This is a genomic window from Pseudomonas cyclaminis (genome assembly GCF_015163715.1).
GTDB lineage: Bacteria > Pseudomonadota > Gammaproteobacteria > Pseudomonadales > Pseudomonadaceae > Aquipseudomonas > Aquipseudomonas cyclaminis.
On sequence record NZ_JADDUM010000066.1, the window covers coordinates 42,952 to 58,454 of the forward strand.

General features: G+C 60.1%; 16 protein-coding genes. 4 read left to right on the forward strand and 12 right to left on the reverse strand.

Annotation, left to right across the window (positions count from 1 at the left end; translation table 11 throughout):
- Positions 1-86 precede the first annotated feature (86 nt).
- Complete coding sequence (locus IQK56_RS10540) at positions 87-818, forward strand: TIGR03747 family integrating conjugative element membrane protein (RefSeq protein ID WP_193862404.1); 732 nt, start codon at positions 87-89, stop codon at positions 816-818.
- A 315-nt stretch (positions 819-1,133) separates the two neighbouring features.
- Here IQK56_RS10540 and IQK56_RS10545 read toward each other — a convergent pair whose 3' ends face one another.
- The 12 genes from IQK56_RS10545 to nac all read right to left on the reverse strand — a co-directional run bounded on the left by IQK56_RS10545 (position 1,134) and on the right by nac (position 10,899).
- On the reverse strand, positions 1,134-1,967 hold the full coding sequence (locus IQK56_RS10545; protein ID WP_193862405.1) for an ABC transporter substrate-binding protein: 834 nt from the start codon (positions 1,965-1,967) through the stop codon (positions 1,134-1,136).
- A gap of 56 nt (positions 1,968-2,023) precedes the next feature.
- Positions 2,024-2,752, reverse strand: coding sequence for an amino acid ABC transporter ATP-binding protein (locus tag IQK56_RS10550; protein WP_193901681.1), 729 nt, complete (start codon positions 2,750-2,752; stop codon positions 2,024-2,026).
- Between the two features lie 23 nt (positions 2,753-2,775).
- Entirely contained in the window at positions 2,776-3,519 is a 744-nt protein-coding gene (locus IQK56_RS10555; protein ID WP_193864039.1) for an amino acid ABC transporter permease, read from the reverse strand.
- Between the two features lie 6 nt (positions 3,520-3,525).
- The gene (locus IQK56_RS10560; RefSeq protein ID WP_193864040.1) at positions 3,526-4,227 is read right to left on the reverse strand and encodes an amino acid ABC transporter permease; all 702 of its coding nucleotides are present in this window, start codon (positions 4,225-4,227) and stop codon (positions 3,526-3,528) included.
- A gap of 119 nt (positions 4,228-4,346) precedes the next feature.
- Positions 4,347-5,099 (reverse strand): SDR family oxidoreductase, encoded by a 753-nt coding sequence (locus IQK56_RS10565; protein ID WP_193901673.1) that lies wholly within the window; start codon positions 5,097-5,099, stop codon positions 4,347-4,349.
- 131 nt (positions 5,100-5,230) lie between these two features.
- Entirely contained in the window at positions 5,231-5,998 is a 768-nt protein-coding gene (locus tag IQK56_RS10570) for a LamB/YcsF family protein (protein ID WP_193901675.1), read from the reverse strand.
- 75 nt (positions 5,999-6,073) lie between these two features.
- A complete protein-coding gene (locus tag IQK56_RS10575; RefSeq protein WP_246500194.1) occupies positions 6,074-6,418 on the reverse strand; it encodes a hypothetical protein in 345 nt (114 codons plus the stop codon).
- A 12-nt stretch (positions 6,419-6,430) separates the two neighbouring features.
- The gene (locus IQK56_RS10580; protein WP_193864041.1) at positions 6,431-7,402 is read right to left on the reverse strand and encodes a 5-oxoprolinase subunit C family protein; all 972 of its coding nucleotides are present in this window, start codon (positions 7,400-7,402) and stop codon (positions 6,431-6,433) included.
- Positions 7,399-8,070: a 5-oxoprolinase subunit PxpB gene (gene pxpB, locus IQK56_RS10585; RefSeq protein ID WP_193864042.1), complete on the reverse strand. Its 672-nt coding sequence runs from the start codon at positions 8,068-8,070 to the stop codon at positions 7,399-7,401. The genes IQK56_RS10580 and pxpB overlap by 4 nt, the downstream gene beginning before the upstream one ends.
- Complete coding sequence (accC, locus tag IQK56_RS10590; protein ID WP_193864043.1) at positions 8,067-9,419, reverse strand: acetyl-CoA carboxylase biotin carboxylase subunit; 1,353 nt, start codon at positions 9,417-9,419, stop codon at positions 8,067-8,069. The genes pxpB and accC overlap by 4 nt, the downstream gene beginning before the upstream one ends.
- A gap of 31 nt (positions 9,420-9,450) precedes the next feature.
- The gene (locus tag IQK56_RS10595; protein ID WP_193864044.1) at positions 9,451-9,879 is read right to left on the reverse strand and encodes an acetyl-CoA carboxylase biotin carboxyl carrier protein; all 429 of its coding nucleotides are present in this window, start codon (positions 9,877-9,879) and stop codon (positions 9,451-9,453) included.
- Between the two features lie 114 nt (positions 9,880-9,993).
- Positions 9,994-10,899, reverse strand: a complete 906-nt coding sequence (nac, locus tag IQK56_RS10600; RefSeq protein ID WP_193864045.1) for a nitrogen assimilation transcriptional regulator NAC — start codon at positions 10,897-10,899, stop codon at positions 9,994-9,996.
- Between the two features lie 309 nt (positions 10,900-11,208).
- On the opposite strand from nac, the gene IQK56_RS10605 reads away from it, so the two are divergent.
- From IQK56_RS10605 to IQK56_RS10615, 3 genes are all read left to right on the forward strand, one after another.
- Positions 11,209-12,417 carry an aspartate transaminase gene (locus tag IQK56_RS10605; protein ID WP_193864046.1) on the forward strand — a complete coding sequence of 403 codons (1,209 nt, stop codon included), beginning with the start codon at positions 11,209-11,211 and terminating at the stop codon, positions 12,415-12,417.
- Positions 12,418-12,426: 9 nt separating this feature from the next.
- Positions 12,427-13,971, forward strand: a complete 1,545-nt coding sequence (locus IQK56_RS10610; protein ID WP_193864047.1) for an MFS transporter — start codon at positions 12,427-12,429, stop codon at positions 13,969-13,971.
- A gap of 62 nt (positions 13,972-14,033) precedes the next feature.
- Positions 14,034-15,365 carry an OprD family porin gene (locus IQK56_RS10615; RefSeq protein WP_193864048.1) on the forward strand — a complete coding sequence of 444 codons (1,332 nt, stop codon included), beginning with the start codon at positions 14,034-14,036 and terminating at the stop codon, positions 15,363-15,365.
- Positions 15,366-15,503: the final 138 nt, after the last annotated feature.

A 15,503-nucleotide genomic window follows, 5' to 3' on the forward strand; every position in this document is an offset into this window, starting at 1 on the left:
GCCCCGCCACAGGTTTCGATTCAGTAAAAACCGATCCAGAAGGCGTCGTGCCCACATCAGCTCTGCAGCACGCAATGGAGTGAACTATGGCGACTACCGCCCAGAACACGCCGCCACAACCCATCCAGCGCCCAGGGCTGATAATCTCGGCGATCAGCCTGGTCCTGCGCATCATCGGTTTGCTGATTGCCTCGTTGTTATTCTCGATCCTCATCGAGTTCGTCGGCCTGCTGCTGTTCTGGGGTGATCAGGGCTGGCGACATAGTCAGGCCATGCTAACCAAGGAGTTAGGCTGGCTCGGCGAGCACTTCAAATCTTCACTTCTCATCCAACAGCCTAGGCCAACGATTGTCCAGTGGCTGGATGTCCTCAATCAGTGGCTGCTGGTCAAGACTGGCTTTGCAGATTTTGCCCAGCAGTCGCGAGTGCCGAGCCAGCACAACGGCTTCTGGAGCTGGACCAATCAGCTCTACGTGAGTATTGAGGATTTCATGCTGGCGGCGGTGTTTGTGACTTTTACCTTTGTGGTGCGCCTAACCGTTCTGATCCTGTCCACACCACTATTTTTGTTGGCTTCGTTCACCGGTTTTGTCGATGGCTTGATGCGCCGCGACCTACGCAAGTTTGGCGCTGGACGGGAAAGCAGCTTTGTTTATCACCGCGTCAAGCGAGCAGTGGTGCCACTGTTAGTCGTGCCCTGGATCATTTACTTATCTATCCCCTTTTCGCTTAACCCTATGGCTGTGTTTTTGCCTTGCGCCGTGTTACTTGGAGTGACAATGGCGATCTCCGCAGCAACATTCAAAAAATATCTTTGACGGCTTCTAATCGGCATTCCAACGTATCGGTACTACGCAGTTTTTTCCAAACTATCCGGGATTTTCCTGGCTATCTCTGCGCTCGAATAAAAGCTATGCCGATCACAAATCGTTGAGCTTAATCAGAGGAAGATTCTCGAAGGCTAATGGAGGGGCATAAAAAAACCGGAACCCTTATCAGATTCCGGCCTTCCCCGATGCGCAGGGATTAGTCAAATTTTCTAGCTAGACCACATAACGGACATTCATCGGGATTGAGTTTTCAAGTGGACAACTCATCGTTCAAGAAGATTTCCGCGCAACAACTCACCACGCTCAAGGCAAGGGATCGAACTTCAAGTCGCTAAGGCTCTGCACTTTGTCCTCACGCACCATTTTGTAGGCTGTGTTCGGGCCAATCCAGCGGTCCCAGATCGCATCGATCTCCCCGGCTTTTTCCATCGACGCCAGCGATTCGTTGACCTTGGCCAGAAACGCTGGCTCATCCCGGCGCATGCCCGCGCCAATCGGTTCCAGCGCCATCGGCTCCTTGGCCAGTGCCAGTTCGACACCACTTTCCTTGGCCTGACCGACCAGTTTCAACGCGGTCATGGTGTTGGTCACCAGGCCCACGACCTTGTTTTGCTGCAAGGCCATGTAGGCCGAGCCGGTGTCCTGGAATGTTACCGGCGTGGCCCCGGCGATACGGATCGACTGCTCGGACGTCGAGCCTTTGGTGGAGCTGATGCGTTTGTCCTTGAAGAAGCTTTTCGGTTGATCGGCGTTGACCGCGCGCACCACCAGGGTTTCCTTGGCGATGTAGTACGGATCGCTGAACTGGATCTGTTCGGCGCGGGTCTTGGTGTAGGCCAGGTTGGCGAAGATCACATCGACGCGCCCCATTTTCACCTCAGGAATCCGTGCTTCCACCGACAGCGGCTTGAGCTCCAGTTCAACGCCCATGGTCTTGGCCAGGGCCTTGCACAAATCGACGTCCATGCCCACCAGTTCGCGGGTTTTCGGATCAGGCGCCGAGAACGGCGGCACGTCGGCGTAGACACCGCAGCTCAATGACTGCTTGGCCATGATGTCGCTCAATTGATCGGCCTGGGCGACCGCAACAGCCAAAGGACCTAACGCCAGCGTGACTAACAGATGCTTCATACGCATGGAAAAACTCCGGGGATGGGAAAGTCGAATGGCAGAGCAACCAAAACCGCTGCGGCTCAATGAGCCCGCAGGTCGGCGATAAAGCGTTGCGCGCGCGGGTGCGCGGGCTGATTGAAGAAGCTCTCGGGCGTGCTCTTTTCCAGAATCTGACCCGCGTCCATAAACCAGATGGTGTCGGCGACTTCACGGGCAAAGTTCATCTCGTGGGTCACGCACATCATGGTCATGCCCTCCTTGGCCAAGCCTTTCATCACACTCAGCACTTCGCCGACCATTTCCGGGTCCAGCGCACTGGTGGGTTCATCGAACAACATCACTGGCGGCTCCATCGCCAGCGCCCGGGCGATTGCCACCCGCTGCTGTTGACCGCCGGACAACTGCGCCGGATAGGCCCCGGCCTTGTGGGCCAGCCCGACCCGATCCAGCAATTGCATGGCCTGTTGTTTGGCAGCCGAACCTTTCAGGTTGCGGATTTTGCTCGGCGCCAGGGTGATGTTTTCCAGCACTGACAGGTGCGGAAACAGGTTGAAACTCTGGAACACAAAACCCACCCGGCTGCGCAGTCGGTTGATATGAGCATCGGTGCCGTGGACGTCCTGGCCGTCGAACAGGATCTGGCCTTTCTGAATGTCTTCCAGGCGATTGACCGTGCGGATCAACGTCGACTTGCCGGACCCTGACGGGCCGCACAACACCACCACTTCACCGGGTTTCACCTCGGCGGTGATGTCGGTCAGTGCGTGGTACTCGCCGTACCATTTGTTGATGTTAGAAAACATGATCATTGGATGCATGGACGCAACCCTCTTCAATTATCGATGGCCAGCAAGGGGTCGGCAGCCAGGGCCGGACCGCCGTTGCCCAGACGCTTGCGAGCGATACGGCGCTCCACCCAGCCGGCCAGATGGGTCAGGCCAAAACAGAGCAGGTAGTAGATGATCGCCAGGATAAAAAACACCTGAAACGGCTTGGTCAGTAACTGGTTATTGACCTGGTTGGCAGCGAAGGTCACTTCCTGGACATTGATCACATAGCCCAGCGAGGTTTCCTTGATGATCGAGATGAACTGGCTGATCAGGCTGGGCATCGCGTTGTAGAGCGCTTGTGGCAAGATCACCCAGATCGTCGTGCGCAGGTAACCGAGGCCGAGTGCGCGGGACGCTTCGTACTGACCCGGCGGTAACGCCTGGATGCCGCCACGAATGATTTCGCACAGGTAGGCGCTCTGGTAGATCACCAATGTGCAGAGCATGGTGACGAACCCGGTGATGTTGTGGCCGATCAGCAATGGCACCAAGAAGTAGGTCCAGAAAATCACCATCAGCAGCGGAATACCCCGCAGCACGTACACCCAGACCGTGGCCGCCCAACGCAGGCCCTTCCACGGCGAAACCCGAGCCAGCGCCAGCAGCAAACCAAACGGGAATGCCAACAACAGCGACAGCGCCGCCAGAATCAAGGTGCTGGCCAAACCACCCAGCGGGCCGTGCGGGTACTGGCCGATCAGAAACAGCGTCCAGTTGTTTTGCACAATCGAGAAGAGATCGAACATGCTCGTCTACCTCGCCAGCGCTTTGTTGAAGCGTCGCGCCAACAGCGCGCCGAGCCCCATCAACAGCAGTGAAAAGACCAGGTAGAACACCGTGGCGACCAGGTAGGACTCGAACGTGCGGAAGGTGTAGTTCTCGACTTCGCGGGTGACGTAGGTCAGTTCCACCACCCCGATGGCCATGGCCAGGCTGGTGTTCTTGAACAACAGCACCGTGTGGTTAATCAGCGATGGCAGGCAATTACGCACGCCTTGCGGCAGGATCACGTAGCGCATCGAACGCACATAACCCAGCCCCAGCGCTCGGGACGCTTCGGTCTGCCCAGCCGGTATGGCGCGCAGGCCACTGCGGATGTCTTCACAAAAATACGCCGCCTGACACAAACCCAAGGCAATCACCGAGAACAGGTATTCAGTGCTGTAGTTCGCCAGCCACAGCTGAGTGGATTCGCTCAGCAGCGTCGGCACACCGAAGTACCAAAGCATCAATTGCACCAGCGTCGGCACGTTGCGGTGATAGGACACGTAACCCGCCACCAGACGATCGGCGAGCTTGTTGCCCGTCAGGCGCACGGTCACCAGCAACAGCGCGAGGGCCATCGCCAACAGCCAGGCGAACAGCGCCAGCTGCAGAGTTGTTTCGATGCCCTTGACGATCAGCTCGGCATATTCGCCTTGCAGAACCGCGGCCAAATCGAAGTCATGCTTCATGGTCAATCCCTACGGGCATTGGGCTAGGGCAGAAATAAAATGCGTCTGGCGAGCCATGACGTGGGTACCGCATGACGGATTGATCCGTTCTTCTGGGGGCGTCCGTTGCAGGGAAAATCTCAGCCCTGATAATCCTGCGGGCGAGCCGTGGAAAGACCGCCGGGCACTTGCAGGGTCGGGGTGATTTCCATGTGCCCGACGTTGACCGCAATCGGCGCGGCAATGGCAAACGCGATGGCGTCGGCGATGTCCTTGGCCTGTGGCAGCTCGAAACCTTCGACGAAGCGCTTGTAGGTCTCTTCGGAGTCGCCGTGAACGTGGGCGAAAATGTCGGTGGCGACGCGCCCCGGACAGATCTCGGTGACCCGAACCCGCTTGCCGAAGGCATCGATGCGCAATTGCCGAGACAGCATGCTCACGGCGGCTTTCGTCGCGTGGTACGTGGAGTTGCCGCCGAAGTTGTACGCGGCAGCAATCGAACTGATGTTGATGATGTGGCCGCAGTCGCGTTCAACCATCCCCGGCAACGCCAGGCGCGCCAGGTGCAGGACCGCCCGCAGGTTGACGTCGATCAGCAAGTCGATGCCTTCGGCGTCCGCCTTGAGAATCGAACCCGGTTTATCGACCCCGGCGTTGTTTACCAGAATGTCGAACTGCTGGGTTTCGAACAGACGGGTCAACCCGGCCAGGTCGGTGACATCGATGGCATGTGCGATACAGCCGGTTTTAGCCGCCACTTCTTGCAGCTTGTCGGCGCTGCGAGCCAAGGCATGGACCTGCACGCCTTCCTGACACAGGCGCTCGACGACGGCGGCGCCAATCCCGGAAGAAGCGCCGGTCACCAGCGCGGTTTTGTAATCTGAAAATGGCATGGATCTGTCCTCGTATTACGTGTGCGGATCACTCGGTGATCGCGATGACTTCGACTCTATCCATCCCTGAAGCCGTGGACCAAGACGGAATGACTGTGTGGCAATAAGCCCTGCTTATGACCGTGCAACCGTTACGCCAACAGCTGCGAAATTGGCGTGATACAGCCGCCCGCCAGCTCGATTTCTCGACGGATGGTGCGGGCCAGCTCCACCGCGCCAGGGGTATCGCCGTGCAACAGGATCGAATGCGCCGGCACCGCGATGTGCTTGCCGTTGAGAGTGGTCACGGTGCCCTCCTCCAGCAACTGTCGAACCCGTTGCAACACGGCCGCCGGTTCCTTGATCACCGAGCCCGGCACCTTGCGCGGCACCAGCAGGCAGTCGTCGTCGTAGGCGCGGTCGGCCAGAAACGTCGTGGCGACCCGCAACCCACATTTGTCAGCGGCGTTTTCGATGGCCCGACTGCTCGATGAGCTGATAATCAGCGTCGAATCGAACGCCGCCACCGCACAGACCAAGGGTTCGGCCAGCGCCGCGTCGGCTGCGACCATGTTGCCCAGCGCCCCGTGAAAACTCATGTGGGTCATGCGATGGCCATTGACCGCCGCCATACCGGCCAGCGCACCGAGCTGATACACCACGTAGGTCGCCAGTTCCTTGAGCTCGATGTTCATCTGTCGCCGGCCAAAACCCATCAAATCGGGGAAGCCCACATGGGCGCCCAGATCGATGCCGCCGGCCTTGGCCAGGCGCACGGTGTTATCCATGATCAGCGGATCACCGGCATGGAAACCGCACGCCACGTTGGCCGATGAGATCAGGCTCATCAACGCTTCATCTTCACCCATGCGCCAGGGACCGAAGCCCTCGCCCAGATCAGCGTTCAAATCAATCTTCATCACTTGCCCTCACTCGTCATGCCGCGTCCAGGCGCATGAACGCCTCGCCAAATCCCACCGTCGTGCCACACGCCGTCAACACCGCCGCCAGCCGTCCGGCCTTCTGGCTGCGAATCGGCAACAGCAGATCGCCGACTTGCAGCAACGCGACCAGTTGCCCTGGCTCCACCCGACTGCGACCGATACCAGCACCTCGCTCTGTTGCGGGTGCGTCAGCAGCAATCGGCCCAGACCGGGGGTCTTCAACAGCTGTTCATCGGGCGCCTTCAAAGCCTCTGGCGCCGTGATCTGAACCGGTTCCGCGACCTCGTCGACACAGCGCTTGAGCACCAAATGCAGCCCCGGACGACGGATTTCCGCGCCAGCCAGGTGGGTCTCCTTGAGCCACACCGCCAACTGGCGGATTTCCTGATTTGTCATGTCTGAATGTCCTTAGCGCGAGGCTAGCCCGTGAAGGTTGACCAAGCGGCTGACCTCCGCGAGATAGCGCGAATTGTCTTCCCGGGCCGCGACGGCTTCGGCATAGCTGCATTCGATAAACCGCACTTTGCTGCCAATCGGCGCCTGGCCCAGACGCCATAGGTCGGCCTCGATCACGGTGCCGAATTTCGGATAACCGCCACTCGGTTGCGCGTCGCGCATCTGGATGATCGGCTGGCCACCGTGGGGCACCTGAATCACGCCGGGGACGATGCCGTGGGAACGGACTTCCATCGGCGCCTTGGGCAAGATCGGCGCGCCTTCGAGCCGGTAGCCGTACCGGTTGCTCTGGGTCGTGACCTTCCACTCGCCAGCCCAGAACGCGGCACGGGATTCGTCCAGAAAGCACTCGTATTCAGCCGCAGGCAGTACGCGCATCGCCGGCAATCCATCGCGTTGCAACGACAGCGCCTGACTCGGGGACACGACCCCAAAATCCGTTGGCAGCGCACTCATGCCGGGACGCAACGCCGAGATCCGGTCGCCCTGCTGCAAGGCCCGCCCCTGCAAACCACCGAACTCACCGCGCAACTGAGTGCTGCGTGAGCCGAGCACCTGCGGCACGTCGACACCGCCGGCCAGACACAAGTAGGCGCGACTGCCGGAGGTGGGATAGCCGAGGCTCAGCACCTGGCCTTCCCGAGCCTGCGCCACCCAGAATGGCAACAATGGCTGACCGTCGAGGGTGGCTTCGCAAGCCGCACCGGTGAACGCGAACGCACAGTCCTGCGTAAACCGTACTTCGAATGGAAACAGCGGGATTTCGATCGCCGCCGCGTCCTCAGGATTACCCAGCAGCAGATTGCCCAACGCCAGCGCCAAATGGTCCATCGCGCCGGATGTCCCGACGCCGTAACCGAGGCTGCCAAAGCGGCCGAAGTCCTGCACCGTGGCCAAAGCGGTGGCCGATAAAATCTCGATCATCGAATGATCCTCTCGATGCGCAAACGCAACATGTCGCCCGGCCTGAGCATCGCCGGAGGGTTTTGGGTCGGGTCAAAAAAAGACATTTCAGTGCGGCCGATGGTGTTCCAGCCGCTGGGGCCGGCCGAGGCGGAGACGCCGGTCTGCACCCCGCCAATCGACACCGAGCCGGCGGCAATGCTGATCACCGGCACTTGGCGTCGTGGCGTGGCCAGGCGCGAATCCATGCCACCGAGGTAGCAATAACCCGGGTGGCTGCCCAAGGCGTACACCGGGTACAACGGCTCGCAATGCAGGTTGGCGATGGTCTCGATGTCCAGCCCGGTGTGCGCCACCACATCATTGATGTGCGGGCCGAACTCGCCGCCGTAGACCACCGGCAATTCAACAATCCGACCTTCCAGTGGCAATGGCTGACTGACCTCCCACGCTTCCAGCAATCGCTCGCACAACCCATTGAGGTCACGCGGCGGCTTGATGAACGTCAGCATCAGGTTGTTCATGCCCGGGACCGCTTCGTGGATCTCGGCCCACTCCCCGGCCTGCAAGGCCAGGCTCCAAATGCGTTGTTGCGGTGCCAGATCGAGCTCGCCCGGCGCTTCGAATAACAAAGCCGTGGACCCCAGCAAGCTGATGTGCGGACGCGGCGAAACAGATGCTGTGTTCATGTCGGACTCCGTTGTTGCAGCCAGCGCTCCAGGTGATGAATGTCCACGCCACCGGCACAGAACGCCGGGTCTTCGAGAATGTCGCGGTGCAAGGGGATATTGGTCGAGATGCCTTCCACGACCAGCTCACTCAGGGCGAGGCGCATCCGCGCCATCGCCTCATCGCGCGTCGCGCCGTGGGTGATGACCTTGGCCACCATTGAGTCGTAGTAAGGCGGTACTCGGTAACCGGTGGTGACGTGGGAATCGACCCGCACACCAAAACCACCGGGGACTTCCCAGCGTTGAATCAGCCCCGGCGTCGGCATAAAGGTGATCGGGTCTTCGGCGTTGATCCGGCATTCCAGCGAGTGGCCATTGAGCTGCACGTCCTGCTGACGCAGCTCCAGCACTTCGCCGCGGGCCATGCGCAATTGCTGTTGGACGATATCGATGCCGGTGGTCATCTCCGTCACCGGGTGTTCGACTTGCAGGCGGGTGTTCATTTCGATGAAGAAAAACTCACCGTCCTCGTACAAAAATTCGAAGGTGCCGACGCCGCGATAGCCGATCTGCCGGCACGCGGCGGCACAGCGTTCACCGACCTTGGCGATCAGTTCCGGATCAATGCCCGGCGCCGGCGCTTCCTCGAGGACTTTCTGGTGCCGACGCTGCAACGAGCAATCGCGGCAACCCAGCCAGATCGCGTGGCCATGGGCATCGCATAACACCTGGATTTCGACATGCCGTGGATGGCCGAGAAACTTCTCGATGTAGAGTTCCGGATTGCCGAAAGCCAACCGCGCTTCTTCACGGGTCAGGGCGATGGCGTCGAGCAATTCGCTCTCTTCCTTCACCACGCGCATGCCACGACCACCACCGCCGCCGGCGGCTTTGACGATCACCGGGTAACCGATTTCACGGGCAATCGCCTGGATGCTGGCATCGTCAGTCGGCATTACCGAATCCGGCCCTGGCACGCAGGGCACGCCGGCTTCGCGCATCGCCCGTTTGGCCGCGACCTTGTCGCCCATGGTGCGAATACAGGCCGTGCTCGGCCCGATGAAGGTCAGCCCCGCATTTTCGATACGTTCAGCAAACCCGGCGTTCTCCGACAGAAAACCGTAACCCGGATGAATCGCTTGCGCGCCACTGACCTTGGCCGCGAACAGCAGCGCTGCCTGGTTCAAGTAACTCTGGCTGGGTGACGCCGGCCCGATGCACAGGGCCTGATCGGCGTTTTGCACATACTGTGCGTGGCGATCGGCCTCGGAGTGCACGACCACGGTTTGTATCCCAAGGCCGCGGCAGGCACGCTGAATGCGCAGGGCGATTTCGCCACGGTTGGCGATCAGCACTTTGTCGAACATTGAATTCACCTGAAAGAGGATGGGCTTTGGATCAGCCGAGACGGAACAGCGACTGTCCGGCTTCGACTTCGGCGCCACTCTGGGCAAGGATCGCGGTGACCTGACCGGCGATTTTGGCCTTGACCGGGTGGAACATTTTCATCGCCTCGAGGACCGCCAGGGTTTGCCCTGCTTCGACCTGATCGCCGACAGCAACAAACGGTGCTTCCCCTGCGGCGGGCGTCAGATGCAGGACGCCATACAGGCTGGCCTTTATCTCGGTAGCGGCCATCGCCGGGGTGCCTGACGTGGGCAAATCCGCGGTCGGTGTCGGCGAAGGCTCAGCCATCGACTCGGTCGTCACGACCTTCCCGGCCTGCTTGAAAAGGCGAATCGTACTGTCGCCTTCGGTCAGACTCAGTTCGAGCAGATCGGATTCGGCGAGCAAATCGATCAACCCCTTGATGCGTTCTGAATCCATGCGTGGGCCCCTGCCTGTCGAGCGTGTCTGAGTGGATAGGGTCAATGTAGCGACCCCGTCCAACGGCTACCAAGACGCTTTGGCTTTGGGGTGATAAGCCGTCCTTATGACCGTTCAGATCAAGCTGCCGCGCATCTCCGCGACCAGTTCCAGCAGGATCGCCTTGACCGCTTGAGCCGGCACCGACAACGGCAGGTGACCGGACAGACACAGTGCCAGGGGCGCCTCGATTTCGGGCTCGACAATTCGGCACATGTGCACCGAAGTGCCGGCGACCATCACCCGCGCCGAGGATTCGGGCAGGATCGTCGAGCCAAAGTGCTCGGCGACGGCGGCGGTCAGGGTGATCGACGATTCGATTTCCGCCACCACCCGCGCGCTCATGCCAATGCGCTGGAAGGCTTCATCCGCCAGCCGCCGCATGACGTTGTAGGGGCGCGGCAGGAGCATGTCCATGTCGGCGAGTTCAGCCAGGGGGATCTCGTCGAGCGCACTGACTGAAGGGTCGGCACTCACCAGGTACAGGTTCTCTCGCAGCAGCGAAACGAAGCTCAAGCCATGCACTTCGCGCCCTCCATACAGCACCGCCATGTCCATCCGGCCGTTCATGATCAACTCGCTCAATGTGGTGCCGAAGTTTTCATTGAGGTACAGCAAAATACCCGGATGACGCTCGCGCACCCTGCGCAACAGCGGCAAGGACAGCGTCGATGCGGCGGTGCCCGGCGCCAAGCCGACCGACACCTGCCCGGACAAGGCATGCCCCGTGGCATTGATGTCGCTCTGAGCCTGCTCACACTGGCGCAAAATGATCTGCGCATGACCGTAGAGCACCTTCCCAGCCTCAGTCGGGGTGACGCCGCGTTTGGTCCGAATCAGTAACTGCTGTTGCAACTCAGCTTCCAGCGTGGCCAGTTGCTGACTGAGTGCCGGTTGCGCGACATGCAGCACATCGGCGGCCTGGGTCATGCTGCCGATATCGACGAGTTTCACGAAATACTTCAAACGGCGCAGATTCACGTTGGCGGTGCTCTTGCTCGAAAAAGGGAGACAGCCCTCAGGCTTTAGCAAGAGCCAGGCCAGCCCGAAACCTCGCGCGCGTGGTTAATGCCAAGGCTCAACCATAAGCCTTTGCTATGGCTGGATCGTAGTTACGTTGATCGACACCCGCCACGGGCACACAGGGCTGAACGCACCGTCTTGGTGCGATGACTGTTCAGTTCCAGCCATAAGCGATTCCTATCCGACCAGAACGATCTCATCTTATGGCTGCCTGGTTAGCGGCTCGTACTGTAGGACCTCGTCAACGTCATCAACGAGGAACGACACGTGACCGCCTCCCGCATCGCCGCCCGTGTGCAACGCATCAAGCCGTCCCCAAGCAGCGCCGCTTCCGACCGTGCGAACGAACTTCGCCGGCAGGGCAAATCCATCATCAATCTGGTCGTCGGCGAGCCGGACTTCGATACCCCGGTGCACATTCGGCAAGCGGCCAACGCCGCCATCGAACGTGGCGAGACGCGTTACACGCAAAATGCCGGCACCCCGGAATTACGTCAGGCGATTATCGACAAGCTGGCACGGGAAAATAGCCTGACTTATGGTGCGAATCAGATCCTGGTCACCAGTGGCGCGAAAAGTGCGATTTTCAATGCCTTCGCTGCCACGCTCGGCGCGGGCGATGAAGTCCTGATTCCGGCGCCGTACTGGGTGTCGTACCCCGACATGGTGCTGGCTTGTGAAGGGGAACCCGTCACCCTCGCCTGCCCGGAAGAAAACGCTTTCAAGCTGACCCCGGATCAGCTGCGCGGCGCGATCACCAAACGCACTCGCTGGCTGCTGCTCAATTCCCCCAGCAACCCGACCGGCGCCAGCTACAGCGCTGCCGAACTGCGCGCCCTGGCCGATGTGCTGCTCGACCATCCGCACGTATTGCTGATGACTGACGACATCTACGAACACATCCGCTATGAAGGCCTGGACAACCCGCACATCCTAGCCATCGAACCGGCGCTGACCGCGCGCACCGTGGTGGTCAACGGGGTGTCCAAGACTTACGCCATGACCGGCTGGCGAATCGGTTATGCCGCCGGCCCAACCGATTTGATCGGGGCGATGGCGACCCTGCAATCCCAATCAACCAGCAATGCCTGCTCGGTCAGCCAGGCCGCAGCGGTCGAAGCGCTCAACGGTGACCAGACTTTCGTCAAGGACAGCGTGGCGGTTTACCAGCAACGTCGGGATCGCTGCCTGGACTTGCTCAATGCCATCGATGGCTTGAGTTGCCGCAAACCCGATGGGGCGTTCTATCTCTATGTGAACTGCTCGGGCTTGTTGGGCAAATCGACCACTCATGGCAAGCGCCTGGACACCGATTACGACGTGGTCATGTACCTGCTGGAAAACCAGGGTGTGGCCGTGGTAGCCGGGACCGCGTATGGATTGGCGCCGTTCTTCCGGATGTCGATCGCCACCGACATCAAGACCCTCGACGAAGGTTGTTCGCGGATTGCCGCTGCCGTTGCGGCGCTGGGCTGAGGACCGATAATGACCGCGGCCCCCCACTCTCCCCTGAGCTTCAAGCAGGCTCTGCTGGCAATGCTCGGCATCTCGCTGGTGCTGATGCTTTCGGCGCTTGATCAGACAGTGATCGGCAACGCCTTGCCGAGCATCGTCGCCGAGCTAAAGGGTTTTGAGCTCTACGCCTGGGTGGCCACGGGGTACATGCTGGCGTCGATTGTCACCATCCCGATCTTCGGCCGACTGGGCGACTACTACGGGCGCAAGCCCTTCGTGATCGCCGCCACATTGATCTTCACCCTGGCTTCGCTGGCCTGCGCCGTGGCCAACGACATGCTGTGGCTGGTGATCGGCCGCACCTTGCAGGGCGTCGGCGGCGGTATGTTGATCGGCACGGCGTTCGCCTGCATCCCGGAACTGTTTCCCGACACCCGCCAACGCCTGCGCTGGCAGATGTTGCTCAGTGCCCTGTTCAGCGTGGTCAACGCCATTGGACCTGGGTTGGGCGGCTATTTGACGGGGGCCTATGGTTGGCGCTCGGTGTTCTACATCAATCTGCCGCTGGGCTGCCTGGCGTTGTTTTTTGCCTGGCGCTACCTGCCTTATTACCACCCGCAGCAACGGGCAAAAATTAGCCTCGACTGGCCGGGCGCATTACTAATCGCCTTGGTGCTGGGTAGCTTGCAATTGTTCGTTGAATGGTTGGGCCATTCCAGTCTGATACTGAGCGCGGCGCTGGGACTGAGCTGCATCGCGGCGACCCTTGCCCTATGGCACTGGGAACGACGCTGCCAGCACGCGCTGCTGCCGGCGGCGTTACTCGGATTACCGAGCATGCGCCTGTTGTTTCTGCTGTCGGTGGCCGCCGGGGCGATCATGTTTTCGTTGTTGTTCTATCTGCCGCTGTTACTGCAAGGCAGCTACGGCTACTCGCCGCAGGATGCCGGCCTGCTGATTACGCCACTGGCCCTGAGCATCACCCTGGGCGCCATCGTCAACAGCCGCATCGTCACCCGTTTGCGCAATCCAAACCTGTTGCCGCTGGGTGGTTTTGTCGCGCTACTGCTGGCATGCCTCGGGCTGGCCATCGCCGGACGCAGTGCTTCGTTTAATGCGCTACTCGGCTTGATCCTGCTGGCGGGGCTTGGCCTGGGCTTCATCCTGCTGAACCTGACGGTCTTCACCCAGACCCTCGCCGATCGCCAGTTCCTCGGCATCGCTACCGCGCTGACCCAATCGCTGCGCCTGGTCGGTGGCTTGCTGGGAACAGCCGGAATGGGTGTGTTGGTCAACCTGCTGTACAGCGCCAACCTGCAACGACTTTTTATCGCCCAAGCGCACATGGACGGATTGGCCTTGTACGCAGACCCGCAGGTACTTCTGCGTCCCGATGCCGCCCAGCTCGAACACCCGCAATGGCTGAACCTGGCCCGCGATGCCCTGGCCCAGTCGGTGGGCGTCGGCCTGCTGCTGTGCGCCGGGCTCGGCGTGTTGGCGCTGTTCATCCTGTACCGCTTGCCGCCCGTAAGACTGAACGTCTTGCCGGCCACCGTTGCTCCTGAAAAACAATAAAAACCTTACTGCCGCTTTTGACTGCCTCTCACAACACTCAACAACTCATGGGGATGACTCCGATGGAGCTTTTCAATCGCGCACCTAAAGTAATGGCCGGCATTTGCGGCTTGATCATCGCTCAACAGGGTTACGCCGCAGGCCTGGTAGAAGACAGCAAGCTCAGCGTGCTGGCCCGCAACTTTTTCAGTAATGCCGACAACCGCAGCGGTGCGGCCGCCCCCAACTACACCCAGGAGTGGGGCCAGGGTTTCATCGCCAACTTTCAGTCCGGTTTTACTCAAGGCACCGTCGGTTTCGGCGTGGATGCCATCGGCATGTTCGGGGTGCGGCTGGACTCCGGCAAAGGTCGGCACTACAACCCTGAAAGCAAGGCCTTCAACGGCAACATCTTCCCGACCGACAGTGATGGGCGTGCCGTGGATGAGTTCGGCAGCCTGGGCCTGACCGCCAAGGCGAAGTTCTCCAACACCGAACTGAAATACGGCACGCTGGTGCCGATGTTGCCGGTGGTGATGTCCACCGACCGCATGCTGCAACAGACTTTCAATGGCGGGCAGATTCAGTCCAAGGACCTGGAGAATTTCACCTTCACCCTCGGCCAGTTGGAGCATGTCAAAGGTCGCGGTTCGAGCAACCAGATGGGCATGTCGATTCCCGGCGCGAACAACGCGCAGACCGGCGAGTTCGTGAACAAGTTCTACTACGGCGGCGTGGATTACAAAGCGACCAAAGACCTGACATTGCAGTACTACTACGGCAACCTGCAGGACTTCTACAAACAGAACTTCCTCGGGCTCAAATACGATATGCAGGTCGGCCCGGGCACCCTGCGTACCGATTTGCGTCACTTCGACAACCGCTCTGATGGCGCCAACGGCCATGACCCCGCGTTCTACACCTTCGGTTACTACGGCAACGGCGTCACCAAGGGCAAGGTCGACAGTCGCCTGGACAGCGCGCAATTCACTTACCTGGTGAACGGCCACACCTTCGCCGCCGGCCTGCAACAAGTCAGCGGCGACAGCGATGCGGTCTGGTTGAATCAGGGTGACGGTTCCACCGCCTATTTCATGACGGAGTCGATGATCGGCAAGTTCCAGCGCGCCGGGGAAACCACTTGGCAGGTTCGCTACGGTTATGATTTCGCCAGGGTCGGGGTTCCGGGTTTGAGTTTCCTAGGCATGTACGAAAACGGTTCGAACATCCGTACCCCGACAGGCGACAAAAGCGAGTGGGAACGCAACCTGACGGTGAGCTATGTCATTCAGCAAGGGCCGCTGAAGGACCTGAGCATTGCACTGCGCCATGCGTCATTGCGCACTGAAGTGTCGACACAACGCGATAGCGACGAGCATCGGGTGATCGTCAGCTACCCGCTGAACATTCTGTAAGGCAATGAAACCCGGCGTAAACGCCGGGTTTCGGCTCCTTCTTTATGCTCATCGCTCCGACAAACTCTCATTTGAGGAACACCTGAGCATCATCGTCAACCCGTATTTATCTGGTTCAATTCAACTGAGCACGAATAG